12 protein-coding genes are annotated in these 16,318 nt (G+C 61.9%); 5 read left to right on the top strand and 7 right to left on the bottom strand.

What is annotated here, in order from left to right; genetic code table 11:
• Nucleotides 1–53: 53 nt before the first annotated feature.
• Both hydA and HJD22_RS16960 read right to left on the bottom strand, forming a co-directional pair.
• Entirely contained in the window at nucleotides 54–1,496 is a 1,443-nt protein-coding gene (gene hydA, locus HJD22_RS16965) for a dihydropyrimidinase (RefSeq protein WP_208655919.1), read from the bottom strand.
• Between the two features lie 36 nt (nucleotides 1,497–1,532).
• Nucleotides 1,533–2,399 carry a nitrilase-related carbon-nitrogen hydrolase gene (locus HJD22_RS16960; RefSeq protein ID WP_208655920.1) on the bottom strand — a complete coding sequence of 289 codons (867 nt, stop codon included), beginning with the start codon at nucleotides 2,397–2,399 and terminating at the stop codon, nucleotides 1,533–1,535.
• A 573-nt stretch (nucleotides 2,400–2,972) separates the two neighbouring features.
• Here HJD22_RS16960 and HJD22_RS16955 point away from each other — a divergent pair.
• Nucleotides 2,973–4,484, top strand: a complete 1,512-nt coding sequence (locus tag HJD22_RS16955; protein ID WP_208655921.1) for an NCS1 family nucleobase:cation symporter-1 — start codon at nucleotides 2,973–2,975, stop codon at nucleotides 4,482–4,484.
• Nucleotides 4,485–4,572: 88 nt separating this feature from the next.
• On the opposite strand, the gene HJD22_RS16950 is transcribed toward HJD22_RS16955, so the two are convergent.
• Together HJD22_RS16950 and HJD22_RS16945 are read right to left on the bottom strand one after the other, a co-directional pair.
• Nucleotides 4,573–6,327, bottom strand: a complete 1,755-nt coding sequence (locus HJD22_RS16950; RefSeq protein ID WP_208655922.1) for a peptidoglycan DD-metalloendopeptidase family protein — start codon at nucleotides 6,325–6,327, stop codon at nucleotides 4,573–4,575.
• Nucleotides 6,328–6,531: 204 nt separating this feature from the next.
• Nucleotides 6,532–7,377 carry a pirin family protein gene (locus tag HJD22_RS16945; RefSeq protein WP_208656913.1) on the bottom strand — a complete coding sequence of 282 codons (846 nt, stop codon included), beginning with the start codon at nucleotides 7,375–7,377 and terminating at the stop codon, nucleotides 6,532–6,534.
• A 106-nt stretch (nucleotides 7,378–7,483) separates the two neighbouring features.
• On the opposite strand from HJD22_RS16945, the gene HJD22_RS16940 reads away from it, so the two are divergent.
• Entirely contained in the window at nucleotides 7,484–8,404 is a 921-nt protein-coding gene (locus HJD22_RS16940) for a LysR family transcriptional regulator (protein WP_208655923.1), read from the top strand.
• Nucleotides 8,405–8,478: 74 nt separating this feature from the next.
• Nucleotides 8,479–9,483 carry a glutathione S-transferase family protein gene (locus HJD22_RS16935; RefSeq protein WP_208655924.1) on the top strand — a complete coding sequence of 335 codons (1,005 nt, stop codon included), beginning with the start codon at nucleotides 8,479–8,481 and terminating at the stop codon, nucleotides 9,481–9,483.
• Here HJD22_RS16935 and HJD22_RS16930 read toward each other — a convergent pair.
• Entirely contained in the window at nucleotides 9,480–9,932 is a 453-nt protein-coding gene (locus HJD22_RS16930) for a YaiI/YqxD family protein (protein WP_208655925.1), read from the bottom strand. The genes HJD22_RS16935 and HJD22_RS16930 overlap by 4 nt on opposite strands.
• A 471-nt stretch (nucleotides 9,933–10,403) precedes the next feature.
• Between HJD22_RS16930 and HJD22_RS16925 the strand changes: the two genes are divergently transcribed.
• Nucleotides 10,404–12,107: a DEAD/DEAH box helicase gene (locus HJD22_RS16925; protein ID WP_208655927.1), complete on the top strand. Its 1,704-nt coding sequence runs from the start codon at nucleotides 10,404–10,406 to the stop codon at nucleotides 12,105–12,107.
• Nucleotides 12,108–12,379: 272 nt separating this feature from the next.
• Here the strand turns inward: HJD22_RS16925 and HJD22_RS16915 are convergent, their stop codons facing one another.
• Nucleotides 12,380–13,345 (bottom strand): LysR substrate-binding domain-containing protein, encoded by a 966-nt coding sequence (locus tag HJD22_RS16915; RefSeq protein WP_208655929.1) that lies wholly within the window; start codon nucleotides 13,343–13,345, stop codon nucleotides 12,380–12,382.
• 151 nt (nucleotides 13,346–13,496) lie between these two features.
• Here HJD22_RS16915 and HJD22_RS16910 point away from each other — a divergent pair, with 151 nt between their 5' ends.
• A complete protein-coding gene (locus tag HJD22_RS16910) occupies nucleotides 13,497–15,242 on the top strand; it encodes an IlvD/Edd family dehydratase (protein ID WP_208655931.1) in 1,746 nt (581 codons plus the stop codon).
• Nucleotides 15,243–15,264: 22 nt separating this feature from the next.
• Here HJD22_RS16910 and HJD22_RS16905 read toward each other — a convergent pair whose 3' ends face one another.
• Complete coding sequence (locus HJD22_RS16905; protein ID WP_208655932.1) at nucleotides 15,265–16,236, bottom strand: YihY/virulence factor BrkB family protein; 972 nt, start codon at nucleotides 16,234–16,236, stop codon at nucleotides 15,265–15,267.
• Between the last annotated feature and the right edge of the window lie 82 nt (nucleotides 16,237–16,318).

The following is a 16,318-nucleotide window of genomic DNA, read 5'->3' as shown; positions in this document are numbered from 1 at the left end:
CCTCGTTGTTATTGGCTTTCGCTATCGTGTCTCTACATCGTGCAGTGAGCGTCTCAGCTGCGCTCGACGGCTTTGGGGGCGTCGATCTCGGCACGCCGCTTGAGCGTCTCGTAGACGCCGGGGTAGGCCGGCCGCTCGAGATAGCGCCCGGCACCGCGCTCGGCATGCAGTTCGCCGTCACGCCACACCCACTTGCCCTGGCTCACGGTGTGCCGTGCGATGCCGCGTACCGTCTTGCCCTCGAAGATGTTGAAGTCGACGTTCTGGTGATGGGTGCTGGCGGAGATGGTGCGCGTGGCGTTGGGATCCCACACCACCAGGTCGGCATCGGCGCCGACCCGCACCGACCCCTTGCGCGGGTACAGGTTGAAGATCTTGGCGGTGTTGGTGGAGGTGATCGCCACGAAGTCATGGATCGACAGCTTGCCGTTGTTGACACCCTCGTCCCACAGCACGGCCAGGCGATCCTCGATTCCCGCGGTGCCGTTGGGAATCTTGGTGAAGTCCTCGCGGCCGGCGGCCTTCTGCTCGGCGCAGAAGCAGCAGTGATCGGTGGCGGTGGTCTGCAGGTTGCCGGACTGCAGGCCATGCCACAGCGCCTCCTGGTGCCCCTTGGGGCGAAACGGAGGACTCATCACATGGGCAGCGGCGCGTCCCCAGTCGGTATCGAGATAGACGCTGTCGTCGAGCACCAGATGCCCGGCCAGGCACTCGCCATACACCGGATGACCCTGCTGGCGGGCGTAGGCGATCTCGTCCACGGCATCCTTGGTCGAGACGTGCACCAGGTAGATCGGCGTGCCCAAGGTGCTGGCGATTCGGATCGCCCGGCTTGCCGCCTCGCCCTCGACTTGGGGCGGGCGCGACAGCGGATGCGCCTCCGGGCCGGTCATGCCTTGGGCCAGCAGCTTCTGCTGCATGTGATAGACCAGTTCGCCATTCTCGGCGTGCACCGTGGGCACCGCGCCGAGCTCCAGACAGCGCGAGAAGCTTTGCACCAGGATGTCGTCGGTGGCCATGATCGCGCCCTTGTAGGCCATGAAGTGCTTGAAGCTGTTGACCCCATGCTCGCGCACCAGGGTGCCCATCTCCTCGCTGACGCTGTCGTCCCACCAGGTAATGGCGACGTGAAAGGCGTAGTCGGCGGCGGCCTTCTCCGCCCAGCCGCGCCAGGTCTCGAAGGCTTCCATCAGCGACTGGCCGGGGCTTGGGATCACGAAGTCGATGATCGTGGTGGTGCCGCCGGCAAGCCCCGCGGCGGTGCCGGTATAGAAATCCTCGCTTGCCACGGTGCCCATGAAGGGCAGCTGCATATGGGTGTGCGGATCGATACCGCCGGGCATAACGTACATGCCACCGGCGTCGATCACCTCGCAATCGGCCGGCGTCTCGAGGTTGGTGCCGATCGCCTGGATCTTGCCATCCTCGCACAGGATATCGGCGCGATAGGACTCGTCATGGGTAACGACGGTGCCGCCCCGGATCAGTAGGGTCATGATCTTTCTCGCTTGTCGTTATGGGTTGGCTCGAGGTCACTCGCCATCGGTGAGACGGGTATAGGTCTCGGGGCGTCGATCGCGGAAAAACTGCCAGTTGTTGCGCACCTCGCGCACCATATCCAGGTCGATCTCGTGGATCAGCAGCTCATCCTCCTTGTCGCTGGCCTGGGCCTCGATCTTGCCGCGGGGATTGACGATATAAGAGGAGCCGTAGAACTCGCCAATGTTCCACGGCGCCTCGCTGCCAACCCGGTTGATGGCGGCGATGAAACAGCCATTGGCAGCGGCGGAAGCGGGTTGCTCGAGCTCCCACAGATACTGCGAAAGACCGGCCACGGTGGCGGAGGGGTTGAAGATCACTTCGGCGCCATTCAGGGCGAGCGCCCGCCACCCCTCGGGGAAGTGCCGGTCGTAGCAGATGTAGACGCCGATCTTGCCGTAGGCGGTATCGAATACCGGCCACTCGGACTTGCCGGGCTTGAAGAAGAACTTCTCCCAGAAACCGGCGACCTGCGGGATGTGCGTCTTGTGGTACTTGCCGAGGTAGCTGCCGTCGGCATCGAACACCGCAGCGGTGTTGTAGTAGATGCCGGTTTCAGTCTCTTCATAGACCGGCACGATGACCACCATGCGATGCTTGACGGCGAGCTTCTGCATCAACTGGCAAGTGGGGCCTTCAGGTACGCGTTCGGCGGCGGCATACCATTTGGCGTCCTGGCTAGGGCAGAAGTAGGGCTGATTGAAGACTTCCTGGAAGCAGAGCACCTGCACACCAGCATCGGCTGCCTGCTGGATCAATGGCAGGTGCGCCTCGTTCATGGCATCGCGTATCGCCTCGGGAGACATGTCGGTACTGGCTTTAAGCCCCATCTGAATGAGGCCGATCTTCATTTTTTGCACAGTGACTTCCTCGTTTGTTGTGTTTGTTATCGGGACCACGGAGGCTTGATCCCTTGCCCCTAAAGCTGACCTTGAAGACAGTTTTTGAAAGCTAGACCCGTTCATATCATTGATGCAAGTTTTTTTATTGGCTGTAGTAAGTTATTGTAATTGAAAGGCTAATGGTTGAGATAATCGTAGTTACACCACTTTGGTGAGATGCTGCACTCAATTGGTGATCGTTGGTAGTTTGGTTATTTTTATTTATAAAATAATTGGTTATGGATGGCATCGTGGCCTGTTAGAGTCCCTTTTAGCGTTTATCTTGCACCAATTTATTTTGAGTCTAGGATGCATGTTAGCGAAAAATTTCCGGATTTATTCGCCTCATGAACTTCAGGATTCTTCTGTTGTATCCTGTCTTGAATGACAGTTTTTAAAATTAATCATGAGCTTGTCGATAAATCAGGAAAGTTGTCGCGACCGATGCCTTTGATCGTCCAATGCATGTGCGTGGATGGGCATGCTTATTGCGTCATATTTGAAACGTCGCAAAAAAGGCGTCGTGAATCATCATCGACGAGGAGAATAACAATGACTGAAAAGAGTTCACGCATGTTGAACAGGCAAGGCCTGATCGAGTTGGAGGAGGGGGAGGATGTACGGCAAAGCCCTCGCTTCAATAATGACATCGCCCCGACCAAGGCCAGCGAGCGAACCTGGACGAAGTGGAATATCGCCGCGCTGTGGGTGGGCATGTCGATCTGCGTGCCGACCTATACGCTTGGCGGCGTGCTTACCGCCTACTTCGGGTTGAGTGTCGGCGAGGCGTTGTTCGCCATTCTGCTGGCCAATATCGTGGTGTTGATTCCGCTTACCTTGAACGCCTTTCCTGGAACCAAGTTCGGCATTCCCTTCCCGGTGGTACTGCGCTCGTCGTTCGGCATTCTCGGCTCCAACGTGCCGTGCCTGATCCGTGCGCTGGTCGGCTGCGGCTGGTTCGGCATCCAGACCATGTTTGGCGGCCTGGCACTGCACCTGCTGATGTCAGCGATCTTTCCGCCTTGGCAGGCGCTCGGCGGCGTTGGCGAGGTGATCGGCTTCTTCCTGTTCGGTGCGATGAATCTCTATGTGGTGATTCGTGGCGCGGAGTCGATCAAGTGGCTGGAGACGCTGGCTGCACCGCTGCTGCTGGCGGTGGCAGTGGGGCTGATGTTCTGGGCCTGGCCGCACATGTCGATGAGCGAGCTGCTGGCGCAGCCGCCGTCGCGGCCTGAAGGGGCACCGGTCTATGGCTACTTCTTCGCCGGGCTTACAGCCATGGTGGGATTCTGGGCCACGCTCTCATTGAACATTCCCGACTTCAGCCGTTTCGCCAGGAGCCAGAAGGATCAGATCGTCGGGCAGGTGATCGGCCTACCGCTGACGATGTTCTTCTTCGCGGCGCTCGGCGTGGTGATGACGGCGGCCTCCGCCTCGCTGGTCGGCCAGACCGTTGCCGATCCGGTCAACCTGATCGGCCTGATCGACAACCCGTTCTGGGTCAGTATCGCCATGATCCTGATCATCGTGGCGACCCTGTCGACCAATACCGCGGCCAATATCGTCTCGCCCACCAACGACTTCCAGAACGTGGCACCGAAGCTGATCAACCAGACCCGTGGTGTACTGATCACTGGAGCGATCGGCGTACTGCTGATGGCATACGACCTGATGCAGACGGCCGGCATCATCACCGCCGGCGTGTCGCTCGAGAGCATGTACTCCAACTGGCTGCTAGGCTACTCCAGCCTGCTTGGCCCGATCGCCGGCATCATGGCGGTGGACTACTTCCTGATCAAGCGTCAGCAGCTGGATGTGCCGAGCCTCTATCTGGACAACCGTGCCTATCCCGCCGTGAACCCGGCTGGCTTCATCGCCTTCGGCCTCCCGGTGGCATTGACCCTGCTGTCGCTGATGACCGGCACCATGAACTGGTTCTACGATTACGGCTGGTTTACCGGCTCCCTCCTGGGCGGGGTGACCTACTTCATCGCCAGTCACCTTCTGGCACAATCGAGCGGGATGGTGGCGGCGACGGCGATCGATGTCGAGCCGCAGCCGTAGCCGCCGCTACAACGTCGAATCCTCAACGCAGAAACGACAATGCACCGCCATGAGCGGTGCATTGTCGTTAGGCATACCACACCAAGCGTCAGCGCTGGCGTGGCGGCACTTGGTTGCGATTGCCGGTGCTTGCGATGACGGTACCACTCTCGGCGCCATTCTCGAGCGTGGCCAGCAGGCGTTCCGACTCACGCTTGAACGCGGCCAGGGCATCGCCCTGAAGGCTCTGGTTCTCGGGCAGTTCGACGCGCATCGGGTCCACTTGGTTATCGTTGACGATCACCTCATAGTGCAGATGCGGCCCGGTGCTGCGCCCGGTATTGCCGGAAAGGGCAATCTGCTCGCCCATGCTGACGCGTTCGCCACGCGTGACCTGGGGCTGCGAGAGGTGCAGGTAGCGAGTGCGGTAGCCATTGTCGTGGCGTATCACCACGAAGCGACCCGCCAGCGGGTGGTTGCCGACCTTCTCGATATGGCCATCGGCGGGGGCGTTGACCGGCGTACCGATGGGCATGGCGAAGTCGGTACCGTAGTGGGGGCTGACGCGCCCTGTGACCGGATGCTTGCGACGCAGGTTGAACGATGAGCTTTGCCGATAGCTGCCATTGAACGGATAGCGGTTGAAGGCCGGATCGAGGCTGGCGCCATCTGGCGTATAGAAACGGTTATCCGCGCTGTTGCGTACTACCGTCAGATCCATGCGCGCCCCTTCGTACTGTACGGCAAGTACCCGGGAATCGAGATTCTGGCCATCGATGACATCCGCCTCGATCAGTACCTGGAAGCGGTCGCCACGCCGCGTATCACGGCGGAAATCGAGCTTCTTCTCGAGCAGCTTGGAGAGTTCGGCGACTTCGGAAGAGGAGAGGCCGGTCGCTTCGGCGGAGCGGCCAAAGCTGCCACTCACCGTACCGGCGAATAGGCGTTGGGTCGCTTCACCGGCCTTCTCGATGCTGGAGACCTCGAAGTCGCCTTCGGTGCGCTCGATCAGGTAACCGCTGCGGGCATTGCGCATGACGCGCAGTGCCGCCAGCTCGCCCGCCTCGTTGAGTTGATAGTCGAAATTGTGTCCGGCTCGCCAGCGCGTCAGTACGTTCTGGTCGGGCATGTTCTCGAGCAGTCTCAGTACTTCGCTATAACCCAGCCCCAGGGTTTGCTGAGCGGTCACTGCAAAGGTGTCGCCCTGCTGTACCGTGTAGGTTTCCCACTCCGGCACGAACTCGCGTTTCGCGAACAACTCCTCCTCGAAATAGACTTCGCTATCGTCGAACAGCAGTAGCGGATCGGAGGAGAAGTCGTCGTAGGAGGTGCCGCCGGCCAGGTCGTAATCGGCGTCGTGAGCATCAGGATTGGCGAGCTGGAGCACGAGATGCAGGACATCGTCATCCAGGCGTTTCGCTCGGGGAGAGAGTTCGACTTCGGTCTCGGTGGCGGGGGGCTCGAGAGCTTCCGTCGAGGCTAGTACGGTGTCGCGTTCCGAGTCACCCTCGCCGGCGAAGGCTTCCGGGGGCGAGTTCTCGGCATGAGCCAGGGCGATCGGGCGGATATCGATCAGGTCCTGCACGATGAGTTCGGCAATCGGGACGTGTTCGCGGGTGGCATCCAGCGCCCTTGATGCCAGTTGCACCGCTTCCGCCATGGGGTCTTTGATCAACTCCATCGAAACAGTGTCGCTGGCATCGATATCGAGCGTAACGGAGTTCGACCCGGAGGCAACGCTATCGACAGAGCTATTATCGAGGGAGGTAAAAATCTTTTGCGTACCCAGCACGGTAACCATGGTGGCGACCGGTAACAGAAGTAACTTGTGTGTGCGGGGTAGCGAATGAAGGATTCGCAACATGATGAAATGCCGTACTTGTAGGATGAACGTGAAAAGGCCTACGAACCTTAACCCATGCTAAGGGGTATGCCTAGTCTGTACGTCCATACAGAAAGCGGCCAAAAACCCTGCTGGCGCAGGGCTTTGGCGCGATCGGAGAATAAGAAAAAACGAATAGGCTGTAATTTATAAGGTTATTTGGCTTTTAACAGCGGTGCTAGAGCATCAGTCGGTGAACGTGCCTTCACGGTAGTCGTTGAGTGCCTGTTCGATTTCGGCCCGGCTGTTCATCACGAAGGGACCATAGTGCGCGATGGGCTCATGGTGTGGGTGGCCAGCCAGCAGCAGTGCCTCGGCGCCTTCGTCACTAGCCAGATACAGCGTCTCGCCTTCGCCAAGACGCGCCAGGTGGCCCTGGGCTACGTCGTCGCCAGCGATGGTGAGCGAGCCTTTGAAGACATACACCAGCAGCGTGGGCGATGTCTGCTCAACGGTGAGTTCGCCCTTGGGCGTTAGCATCACGTGCGCGGCGGCGCCATTGCCTGCCAGCGCATCCAGCGGCCCGACCACCTGCCGATCGCCCAGCCGCCATGCTCCTCCAATCGCCACCAGGCGAGCAAGATCGGTTTCTAGGTGCGGCATTTCGGCAGCACGAACATCGCGATAGCGCGCTTCGCTCAGCTTCTCGTCGGCTGCCAGGTTCAGCCATAGCTGAAAGGCTTGCAACCCATGGCGATCGGTGAGCGGCATTTCCGAATGGATGATACCGCGTCCGGTGTGCATCCACTGAGCGTCGCCGGCCTCGATGGTGCTCGAGTGGCCAAGATGGTCCTCATGGGTAAGACCGCCGTGGATCACATAGGTGAGCGTCTGGATGCCGCGGTGCGGATGGTTGGGAAACCCGCCCAGGTAGTCGTCGGGGCGATCCGATCCCAGCTCGTCGATCATCAGGAACGGATCGAGACCCCCAGCGAAGTCATGGACCCGCTTGATCTTGACGCCGTCGCCATCCTGGCTGGGTTGACTTTTGATTGCCGAGGTGATGCGGCGAAGCGGCTGATCGATTGGCATGGCGATTGCTCCGTTGAAGGCTCGTTGCCGATGCCAGGCATTGTCGGTGATGCAGGGGGTGAGCAGAAAGCGCATAGTTTTGCTTTCATCATGCGAGGAAATCGAAATGTCCCGTGTCACCCTGGCGCAATGGCAGATGCTGGCCGCCGTTGTCGATCATGGCGGCTTCGCGCGAGCCTCGGAAGTCGTTCACAAGAGTCCTTCCACGCTCAATCATGCAGTGCACAAGCTTGAGGAGCAGCTGGGCATCAAGGTGCTGGAACCGGTTGGGCGTCAGGTCCGGCTTACCGAAGCGGGTGAGCTGCTGTTGCGACGTGCTCGTCAGCTGCTGGAGAGTGCGGCGGCGCTTGAGGATGTGGCCGGAAGCCTGGCCGAGGGGCTCGAGGCTGAAGTGGTACTGGCCGTCGATCAGCTGTTCCCGACCGACGCCCTGGCGCACGCCTTGAGCACCTTTTCCGATGCCTATCCGCATGTTCGCGTACAGCTGCACGAGACGGTGCTCAATGGCGGTATCGAGATGCTCTACGACGGACGAGCCGACCTGGTGGTGTCAGGGCTCGCCGCCCAAGGATTTCTGGGTGAGGGGTTGGCGACGGTGCGCTTTCTGTGCGTGGCGCACTCCGACCACGCGCTGCATCGACTGGGGCGCGAGCTGGATCTGCGCGACCTGGAGCAACATCGTCAGCTGGTGGTCAGGGATTCCGCGCTGCGACAGGCAGTGGATGCCGGCTGGCTCAAGGCCGAGCAGCGCTGGACGGTGAGCCACCTGGCCACGTCGGTGGGCATGCTCGAGCGTGGCCTGGGGTTCGCCTGGGTGCCCGAAACGTTGATCCGCGAGTCGTTGCAGACGAGCCGCCTGGCGCCATTGCCGCTCTCTGCCGGTGGGGTGCGGGAAGTGCCGATGCAATTGATCTTTCGTGATCGTGATCGGGCCGGCCCCGCCACCCACGCCATGGCGGCGGCACTGTGCGAGGCGGTTACCGCCTGTTGCCCGCAAGTGGGCACTTCGAGCGAATCGAATGGTTGAGAGGAAATGTTGCGCTTGAGACATGTGCCTGGCGGTCTAGGCTAGGCGCATATCCTCGAATCAGGAGCGACCCGATGGGACTATTGATCGACGGTCAGTGGCACGACCAGTGGTATGACACCAGCAAGCATGGCGGTGAGTTCGTGCGTGAATCCGCCAAGCTGCGTGATTGGGTGACGCGCGGCGGCCAGCCGGGGCCGCAGGGCCAGCCGGGACTACCCGCCGAGGCGGGACGCTACCATCTCTATGTCTCGCTGGCTTGTCCCTGGGCGCATCGCACGCTGATCATGCGCAAGCTCAAGGGGTTGGATGATCTGATCGGAGTCTCCCATGTCAGCCCCTTGATGCTCGATCAGGGCTGGAGCTACAAAGTGGACGAGGGCTCGAGTGGCGATCCGGTCAATGGCGTGGAGTTTCATCATCAGCTCTACACCCTGACCAATGCCGACTACACCGGGCGCGTGACGGTACCCGCGCTATGGGACAAGCAGCAGGGACGCATCGTCAACAACGAATCTGCCGAGCTGTTGCGCATGCTCAACGGCGCCTTCGACGAACTGACGGGCAATCGCCTCGACTTCTACCCCGAGGTGCTGCGCGAGGAGATCGATGCGGTCAATGCCGATGTCTACGACAACATCAACAACGGCGTCTACAAGAGCGGCTTCGCCACCGATCAGAATGTCTATGAGAAGCACGTGACAGCGCTGTTCGAGGCGCTCGATCGGGTCGAAGTACGTCTGGGCAGGCAGCGTTACCTGGCGGGGGAGTGGCTGACCGAGGCCGACATCCGGCTCTTCACCACCTTGGTGCGTTTCGATGCTGTCTATTACGGCCACTTCAAGTGCAACTTCAGGCGCATCGAGGAGTATCCCAACCTCTCTCACTACCTGCGCGAACTCTATCAATGGCCGGGTATGGCGGAGACGGTGAACCTGGATCACATCAAGCGTCACTACTACTTCAGCCACGACTCCATCAATCCCACCCGCATCGTGCCCAAGGGGCCGCAGCTCGATTTCACTCGCCCGCACGATCGCGAGCGGCTGCCGGGGTGGGGTGTGCGAGAGAAGGATTAAGCGTTACGTCTAGCCAGCCACCGATCAAGTGCGTTGGCGAATTCGCGGCGATCAGTATCGGAGTAGCCTTTGGGACCTCCGGTATGCTCACCGCTAGCGCGCAGCGTCTCCATGAAATCCCTCATTTGCACCCGTGCGCGAATGTTGTTCCTGTCGAGGATCTCGCCGCGATTGGTCATCACCTCGGCACCCTTGTCGATGGCCTCCAGGGCCAGCGGCAGGTCGGAGCTGATCAGCAGGTCTCCTTCTTCTATTCGGGCGACGATCTCGTTGTCGGCAGCATCGAAGCCGCTGGCCACCGCCAGCGGCTTGACCCACTGCGAGGAGGGCAGCGGCACTTGATGGTTGGCAACGAACCAGGTCGAGGTGCGAGTGCGCTCGGCGGCGCGGACGATGATGTCGCGCGCGACCTTCGGGCAGGCATCGGCATCGATCCACAGCGTGGGCATGGCAGCTCCAGAAAAGGTTGGCAAGAGTAGGTCGACGATGGTAGCATGCGCGCTCCTCGCATGTGTTGACCCCACCATCGTAATGGATCGTCCCCGTTGTCGGCATGATGACCGACAGCGAAATCAGACGACGCTTTGCAAGACGCCAGGCAAGCATTGCTGCCGCGTCTGGATATGTAGATGGAGCGCTACAGTGCACACGTTCATCGAACGAGCACAGCGCAAACGGTCGCCACAGCGGTTCGCCGAGCGTTATCCGGGCATTTCATGCCCAGCCGATAGCGCGGTTCGACCCAGCCAGGCTGGGGATGAGTACGCGAACCGGATGCCAGGTGCGACCGGCGTCCCAGACTCCGCCGACGGTTCTGCCCAGGGGCAGCTTCGATCATGACCGTCGAACTCGCGTATTTCGCGTCAGGGGCGCCACAAAACTCTGTTGCCGGTAATGACCGGCCTACCAAGGTGTGATTAATGACCTCGACTTCTGTCGCCTCGCCGAGCTTCGGCGAACTGGCACTGCTGCCTGCCGTGCTTTCTGCCCTCGAAACACTGGGCTATGAAACTCCTTCGCCGATCCAGGCGCAGACCATTCCCGCGCTGATGGAAGGGCGCGACATGCTGGGCCAGGCCCAGACCGGCACCGGCAAGACCGCCGCGTTTGCCTTGCCGATTCTTTCGCGCCTCGAGCTTTCGCGTCGCGAGCCCCAGGTGCTGGTACTGGCACCGACCCGCGAGCTGGCCCAGCAGGTGGCCGTGTCGTTCAGCAAGTATGGCCAGAACCTCAAGGGTCTCGAAGTTGCGACCCTGTGCGGCGGTCAGGAGTACCGCGAGCAGCTCGGCGCCCTCAAGCGCGGCGCGCAGGTCGTAGTCGGTACACCCGGTCGGGTGATTGATCACCTCGATCGCGGCAGCCTCAAGCTCGACGGCCTTTCCGCCCTGGTGCTGGATGAAGCCGACGAGATGCTGCGCATGGGCTTCATCGACGACGTCAAGCGCGTCGTTGCCGATACCCCCAAGGATGCCCAGCGGGTGTTCTTCTCGGCCACGCTGCCGACGGAGATCGAGCGTATCGTCAATCGCTACCTGGTCGACCCGGTCAAGGTGGTCATCGAGGCGAGCGTCGGCACTGCCGCCAGTATCGAGCAGCGCATGGTGCGCGTCGAAGGCGGCGCCAAGCTGGAAGCGCTGTCACGCATCCTCGAGGTCGAGCCGGTGGATGGGGCGATCGTCTTCGTGCGTACCCGTGCCGCCTGTACCACGCTGGTCGAGCAGCTCACCGCACGCGGCGTGAATGCTGCCGGCCTGTCGGGCGATCTCGACCAGAGCCTGCGCGAGCGTACCATCACGCGCCTCAAGCGTGGCAAGGTCGACGTGCTGATCGCCACCGACGTGGCCGCTCGCGGTCTCGATGTGGCGCGCATCACCCACGTCATCAACTACGACCTGCCGCAGGACAGCGAAGCCTACACGCACCGCATCGGCCGTACCGGTCGTGCCGGTCGTACTGGCATCGCGATCACCTTCGCCGGTGCGCGTGAAACGCGCAAGCTGCGCTGGATGGAGCAGGCCACCGGCCAGCACATGAGCGACATGCCGGTGCCCGACGAGAAGACCATTCGCGCCCATCGCGATGAAGCCTTCCATGCGCGGGTCGTGGGTGCCCTGACCAGCGGTGCCGATGAGCAGCGTGCGCTGATCGAGCGCCTGGTCGCCGAAGGTCACGATCCGATAGAGCTGGCCTGTGCCTTCGCTGCCATGGCGCGTGCCGACGAGGCGCCGATTGGCCGCATGCCGGCACCGCGTGCCGAGCGCAGCAGCGATCGCGCCCCGCGTGACGACAAGCCGCGCCGTCGCGACAGCGCGCCGCGTGAAGGCATGACGCGCTATCGCGTATCGGTCGGTCACAAGGATGGCGTCAAGCCGGGTCAGCTGGTTGGTGCGCTGGCCAACGAAGGGGGCATCGAAGGTGCGCGTATCGGACGTATCGATATCCGCAACGCCTTCTCCGTGGTCGAGCTGCCAAGCTCGCTGCCGGCCAGCATCCTGGCCAAGATGGCGCGCGCGCGCGTCGCCGGTCGTCCGCTGGAGATCAGCGAAGACAGCGGTGCACCCGAACGTGCGCCGCGTCGCCGCAACGACGATGACGCACCGATTCGGCGCCGCACCAGCGCCTGATCGCAACTCGCCATCAGGCGGGTGAGGTAGCGGACAAGGCGGGCCGGGGAGTAATCCCCGGCCCGCTTTTTGGTGCCCGATGATCTTGCCTGGCCCGGCATCCTTGTGCTGAGGTTTAGCGCTATCGATCATCACCGCGATATTGCCGAACGCCTTCTTCCTGAAGGAGGCTCCTCTGCAGATGCCGAGCAACTGCCAGGCGCCGATCATCGTCCCCCTGCGGCACATGGCGGATGCCTTTCTGCTCGGGCACCGCACCAAGGTCGAGGCTTTCATCGAATGATGCTGGCTTCCTCGTGCTGCCGCTCGGCGATCAGCTCGCGCAGGGCCGCCATCACGATTCCCGCACCGGGCGACAGCCGTTGCTGGCGCAGGCTGACCAGCCCATATGGCTGTACGCTCAGGCGTTCGGTGAAGGGCAGTATGCAAAAGCGCTGGGGTGCGCAGAGCAGCTCGGCGACCTGGCGGGTGGTGACCGTGACGGTGTCCGACTTGTCGACTAACGCCAGGGAGACTAGGATGTCCGGCGTATCGACGATCCGGCGCGGCGCGGCGAGACCGTGATGGTTGAACAGGTAGTCGACCCGTTGGCGCATCAGGGCCCCGGGAGGCTGCAGGGACCAGGGGTAGGGGAGCATGTCGGCAAGCGATAGCGGGGCGCACGCCGTGAGTGGATGCCCCTCGCGACAGACGAAGCAGATCTCCTCCTCGCCGATCTCCTCGAACACGAAGGCCTCCGGCGCAAGGCCGGCCGGTATGCGGGTGATGGCGAAGTCGAACTCGCCCTCCAGCAGGCGCGGTACCAGGGCCTTGCTGACATCCACATCGACACTGATCTTGAGCCCCGGGTGGTCACGATGAACGCGCTCGATCGCGCTGGTCAGCAGCGTCACGGCGGGTGCCATTACCGTGCCTACCGCTACCACTCCGGTATTGCCCTGCTGCAGGGCATTGAGTTCATCGCCTGCGTGGCGTAGCTGCGCAAGCATACCCTTCGCATGGCGAATCATTACTTCGCCGTACCAGTTGGGCGAGAGCCCCTTCGGCTGGCGATCGAACAGCCGGATACCCAGCTGGCTCTCGAGATCGCCCAGCAACTTGGACGCGGCCGGCTGGCTCATGCCCAGCACGGCGGCGGCGCGATGCAGGTTGCGCTGCTCCTCCAGCGCCAGGAACAGCTGCAGATGGCGCAACTTTAGTCGCGAGTGCAAGAACCAGTCATCGGCCAGCATGCCCATGGTGCAAGCGTCTCCCTCCGTTCGATAACTAAATGTATATCAAGAAGCTTGGAATTGGCTATTGGAGGGTTATCGCCGTGCTGGCTAGGGTGAACGATCTCTGCCTGAGCTGAGTTGCCGGCAGTGTGCTTGACGCCCAAGGAGAAGTCTCATGCCCGATCAGAAACGTCCGTTGCGCTCCGCTCAGTGGTTCGGCACCGCCGACAAGAATGGCTTCATGTACCGCAGCTGGATGAAGAATCAGGGCATCCCCGATCATGAATTCCAGGGCAAGCCGATCATCGGCGTCTGCAATACCTGGTCGGAGCTCACCCCTTGTAATGCCCACTTCCGCAAGATCGCCGAACACGTCAAGAAGGGCATCCTCGAGGCGGGCGGCTATCCGCTGGAATTCCCGGTGTTCTCCAATGGCGAGTCCAACCTGCGGCCCACGGCGATGTTTACCCGCAACCTGGCGAGCATGGACGTCGAGGAGGCGATTCGCGGCAACCCAATGGATGGCGTGGTGCTGCTGGTGGGCTGCGACAAGACCACCCCGGCACTGCTGATGGGGGCGGCGAGCTGCGACATTCCCACCATCGTGGTGACGGGCGGGCCGATGCTCAACGGCAAGCACGAGGGCCGCGACATCGGCTCCGGCACCGTAGTCTGGCAGCTTTCGGAACAAGTCAAGGCCGGCAAGATTTCCCTGCATGAGTTCATGGCCGCCGAGGCGGGCATGTCACGCTCCGCCGGCACCTGCAATACCATGGGCACCGCTTCGACCATGGCCTGCATGGCCGAGGCGCTCGGCACTTCGCTGCCGCACAATGCAACGATCCCCGCCGTCGATTCGCGCCGCTACGTGCTCGCCCATCTCTCTGGCAATCGGATCGTCGAGATGGTCGATGAAGACCTGAAGCTATCGAAGATTCTGACTCGCGAAGCGTTCGAGAACGCGATCCGCACCAATGCCGCCATCGGCGGCTCGACCAATGCGGTGATTCACCTGAAGGCGATTGCCGGGCGCATCGGGGTCGAGCTTTCCCTCGACGACTGGACGAGCCTCGGGCGCGGCACACCGACCATCGTCGACCTGCAGCCCTCGGGTCGCTTCCTGATGGAGGAGTTCTACTACGCCGGCGGCTTGCCCGCCGTGTTGCGCCGGCTGGGCGAGGCCGACCGACTGCCACACAAGGGGGCGCTGACCGCCAACGGCCAGACCCTGTGGGACAATGTCAAGGACGCCCCGCACTACAACGTCGAGGTGATCCGTCCGCTCGACAGACCATTGCGCGAGGATGGTGGCATCTGCATCCTGCGCGGCAATCTTGCGCCCAATGGTGCCGTGCTCAAGCCCTCGGCGGCCACTCCCGAACTGATGCAGCATCGTGGCCGTGCGGTGGTATTCGACGATTTCGACCACTACAAGACGCGCATCAACGACCCTGCGCTCGAGGTCAATGCCTCAAGCATACTGGTACTGCGCAACTGCGGCCCGCGCGGCTATCACGGCATGGCCGAGGTCGGCAACATGGGGCTACCGGCCAAACTGCTCGAGCAGGGCATCACCGACATGGTACGTATCTCGGACGCGCGCATGAGCGGTACCGCCTACGGAACGGTGGTGCTGCATGTCGCCCCGGAAGCCGCCGCCGGGGGGCCGCTTGCCGCGGTACGCGACGGCGATTGGATCGAGCTCGACTGCAATGGCGGGCGGCTGCACCTGGATATCAGCGATGAGGAGCTCGAGGCGCGCCTGAAACAAAACGACCCCACCGAGGCGTCGCGACTGGTCGCCAGCCAAGGCGGCTACCGCCAGCTCTATATCGAGCGGGTGCTGCAGGCCGACGAAGGCTGCGACTTCGACTTCCTGGTGGGGTGTCGAGGCGCGGAGGTACCCAGGCACTCGCACTGATTTTCCTCTATGCCAAGAGCGCTTACTCCTTCGCTTCACCCAAGGTATCCGCTGCATGGGCCTCGCGCTCGCCCATCGGCCGTTTCTCGCCCTTGGTGGTGTCGTGCCGGGTCTGGCGCTCCATCTCGCTATTGAGCTCGGCGCCCATCAGCACGATGAAGGCCGAGAGCCAGAACCACATCTGCAGGATCAGCACCGCCCCGAGAGAGCCGTAAGTCTCGTTGTAGTCGGCGAAGTTGCGTACGTAGATCGAGAAGCCGATCGAGCCTGCGAGCCATATCACCACGGCGATGATCGATCCCGTGCCGGTCCACTGCCAGCGCGGTTCGTCACGGCTCGGCGCATAACGATACAGTACGGCGAGGGCCACCATGACGATGACCATCAGCAGCGGCCAGCGGGCCAGGTTGATGAGCGTGCCCAGGAGGTTGTCCAGCCCCAGCATCTCGACCAGCATCGGGATGACGGTGATGGTACCCAGCGCCACGATCGTCATGATGATCGCACCCAGGGTCAGCCCCAGCATCACCAGGGTCTTCTTGACGACGCCGCGCTTCTCCTCCTCGTCATAGATGATGTTCAGCCCTTCCATCAGGCTGCGCGTGCCCCGGGAAGCGCTATAGATCGCGAACAGGATCCCGCCGATTGCCGCCAGGCTCATGCCGGTAGCAGCATCCTCGCTTGCTTGCTGTGCCTGTTCGACGATGATTCCCGACGCCTCCTCGGGCAGCAGGTGACTTATCTCTTCGATCTGTGCGGCGATCTGCTGAGGGTCGAAAAGCAGCGCCCACAACGAGATGGTGGCCACGATGGTCGGCACGATGGCCAGCATGCCGTAGAAGGCGACGCCCGCTGCCACCAGCATCACGTGATCGTTGGCCATCGCATCCTTGATGCGCCACAGGATGTCCCACCAGCCCCTGGCCGGAATCTGTGTCGGTTGATTCGCCTGGCGACCATGTTGTCGCTGCGACGAGGTACGCTTCGCGGCCATACCATCCTCCTTGATTGATCCTGCATCCATGCGCGCCCGCAGGGAGCGCTTACTAGAAGGTAGGGAGGCCGGGGAAGTAACG

Source organism: Halomonas sp. TA22 (assembly GCF_013009075.1).
Taxonomy (GTDB): domain Bacteria; phylum Pseudomonadota; class Gammaproteobacteria; order Pseudomonadales; family Halomonadaceae; genus TA22.
Note: the sequence above shows the minus strand (reverse complement) of the source record. Positions and strands in the feature narration are given on the sequence as shown.

Coding starts and splice junctions, on each gene's coding strand:
- HJD22_RS16955 (WP_208655921.1), top strand. CDS start 2,973: ATGACTGAAAAGAGTTCACGCATGTTGAACAGGCAAGGCCTGATCGAG.
- HJD22_RS16935 (WP_208655924.1), top strand. CDS start 8,479: ATGGGACTATTGATCGACGGTCAGTGGCACGACCAGTGGTATGACACC.
- HJD22_RS16930 (WP_208655925.1), bottom strand. CDS start 9,932: ATGCCCACGCTGTGGATCGATGCCGATGCCTGCCCGAAGGTCGCGCGC.
- HJD22_RS16915 (WP_208655929.1), bottom strand. CDS start 13,345: ATGGGCATGCTGGCCGATGACTGGTTCTTGCACTCGCGACTAAAGTTG.
- HJD22_RS16910 (WP_208655931.1), top strand. CDS start 13,497: ATGCCCGATCAGAAACGTCCGTTGCGCTCCGCTCAGTGGTTCGGCACC.
- HJD22_RS16945 (WP_208656913.1), bottom strand. CDS start 7,377: ATGCCAATCGATCAGCCGCTTCGCCGCATCACCTCGGCAATCAAAAGT.
- hydA (WP_208655919.1), bottom strand. CDS start 1,496: ATGACCCTACTGATCCGGGGCGGCACCGTCGTTACCCATGACGAGTCC.
- HJD22_RS16905 (WP_208655932.1), bottom strand. CDS start 16,236: ATGGCCGCGAAGCGTACCTCGTCGCAGCGACAACATGGTCGCCAGGCG.
- HJD22_RS16940 (WP_208655923.1), top strand. CDS start 7,484: ATGTCCCGTGTCACCCTGGCGCAATGGCAGATGCTGGCCGCCGTTGTC.
- HJD22_RS16950 (WP_208655922.1), bottom strand. CDS start 6,327: ATGTTGCGAATCCTTCATTCGCTACCCCGCACACACAAGTTACTTCTG.
- HJD22_RS16925 (WP_208655927.1), top strand. CDS start 10,404: ATGACCTCGACTTCTGTCGCCTCGCCGAGCTTCGGCGAACTGGCACTG.